Raw genomic sequence first — 2,009 nt, forward strand, 5'->3', positions numbered from 1 at the left:
TTTCATTTGTTCAATTTGTTGTTCAAACAAAAGAACATGATTATTTCTTCCAACAAATAATCTTTTTAATCGAGAGAACTGTGTTCTTTTCCGTCTTTTTGTTTCACACTCTTTTGCCCTTTTGCCGAAATGTCGTAACTTTGCAAATAGATATCAACACGATTGACTTATGGAACAAAAACTTTTTGTCTACAATACGTTGACCCGCAAGAAGGAACTTTTCAAACCCCTGCATGCCCCCAACGTGGGTATGTATGTGTGTGGCCCAACAGTTTACGGCGATCCTCACTTGGGACATGCGCGCCCAGCCATTACATTCGACATTCTTTTTCGTTATCTCAAGCACCTGGGGTATAAGGTGCGCTATGTGCGTAACATCACGGACGTAGGTCATTTGGAACACGATGCCGATGAGGGTGATGACAAGATAGAGAAGAAGGCTCGCTTGGAACAGCTCGAACCGATGGAGATTGCACAGCTCTATACCAACCGATATCATGCGGCCATGGATGCGCTGAACGTGCTGCGTCCCAGCATAGAGCCACATGCCACGGGACACATCATTGAGCAAGAAGAGCTGGTAAAGCAGATTCTTGCCAATGGTTATGCTTATGAGAGCAACGGTTCGGTTTATTTCGACATCGAGAAGTACAACAAAGACCATCACTACGGCATCCTGTCGGGGCGCAACTTAGACGACGTCATCAATAACAGTCGTGAGTTGGATGGTGTAGACGAGAAGCGCAACCAAGTGGATTTTGCACTATGGAAGCGTGCCATGCCCGAACATATCATGCGTTGGCCAAGTCCGTGGAGCGACGGATTCCCAGGTTGGCACTGTGAGTGTACGGCCATGGGACGTAAGTATCTGGGCAATCACTTTGACATTCACGGCGGCGGAATGGATCTTGTTTTCCCGCATCACGAGTGCGAGATTGCACAAGCCGTAGCCAGTCAGGGCGACCAGATGGTGCGCTATTGGATGCACAACAACATGATTACCATTAACGGAAAGAAGATGGGAAAGAGTTTGGGCAACTTCATCACGCTCGAACAGTTCTTCCATGGCACGCACGATCGTTTGACGCAAGCGTATTCGCCCATGACCATTCGGTTCTTCATCCTGTCGGCCCACTACCGCAGCACCGTCGACTTCTCGAACAAAGCCTTACAGGCAAGTGAGAAAGGATTGGAACGTTTGATGAACGGCATTAACGACTTGGAGCGCATTCAGGCAGCATCCACATCGGATGAGGCTACCCATCAACTGGTTGTGACTTTACGGCAGAAGTGCCATGAGGCGATGAACGATGACTTGCAGACACCAACCGTCATCAGTAATTTGTTTGAAGCGTGTCACGCTATCAACTCCCTGCTCGACCACAAAGGCAGCATCAATGCGGAAGACCTTACCGAACTGAAGGCTGTGATGCAGCTGTTCGCCTTCGACTTGCTTGGTCTAAAGAGCGAGAAGGGAAGTAACAACGATGCGCGCGAGGCGGCATACGGCAAGGTAGTTGACATGGTTCTGTCACTCAGAGCTAAGGCCAAGGCGGAGAAAGACTGGGCTACGAGCGACCAGATACGCGATGCTTTAGCAGAAAATGGGTTCGAGGTGAAAGACACCAAAGACGGGGTGACGTGGAAGCTGAATAGATAAGGTAAGTGTCAATCGGGTTCTTTGGTTGCAGATGTACAATTGTTTACCCTGCAAACACAGTACCGATGCATGATAATATCGTCATGTTCCCACATGTACCATTGTATTGAAGTTGTTTTAAATAACGAATAAGGAGAAAGAATCGAACGGCAGGGTTCGAACTATACTAACGCTGTCGTTTTGACAAATAAAGCAAATGAAAAAAGGTGTAGGCACGCATACCCCATGCGTTTCTACACCTTTTTCAATCAATGACAGCAGCCAACTTGTTTACGGTCAGCCATCAACTTGCTGATGATGAATAAAGCTAACCACTCCCCTCTCCTTTGGAGAGGGGCGGGGGGTGAGG

1 protein-coding gene is annotated in these 2,009 nt (G+C 48.0%); it reads left to right on the plus strand.

Features of this window, described 5'->3' with window-relative positions; translation table 11 throughout:
- Positions 1 to 169: 169 nt before the first annotated feature.
- On the plus strand, positions 170 to 1,660 hold the full coding sequence (cysS, locus tag HMPREF0650_RS07240) for a cysteine--tRNA ligase (protein ID WP_004349597.1): 1,491 nt from the start codon (positions 170 to 172) through the stop codon (positions 1,658 to 1,660).
- Positions 1,661 to 2,009: the final 349 nt, after the last annotated feature.

It is taken from the genome of Hoylesella buccalis ATCC 35310 (assembly GCF_000177075.1).
Taxonomy (GTDB): Bacteria; Bacteroidota; Bacteroidia; order Bacteroidales; family Bacteroidaceae; genus Prevotella; species Prevotella buccalis.

Coding starts and splice junctions, on each gene's coding strand:
- cysS (WP_004349597.1), top strand. CDS start 170: ATGGAACAAAAACTTTTTGTCTACAATACGTTGACCCGCAAGAAGGAA.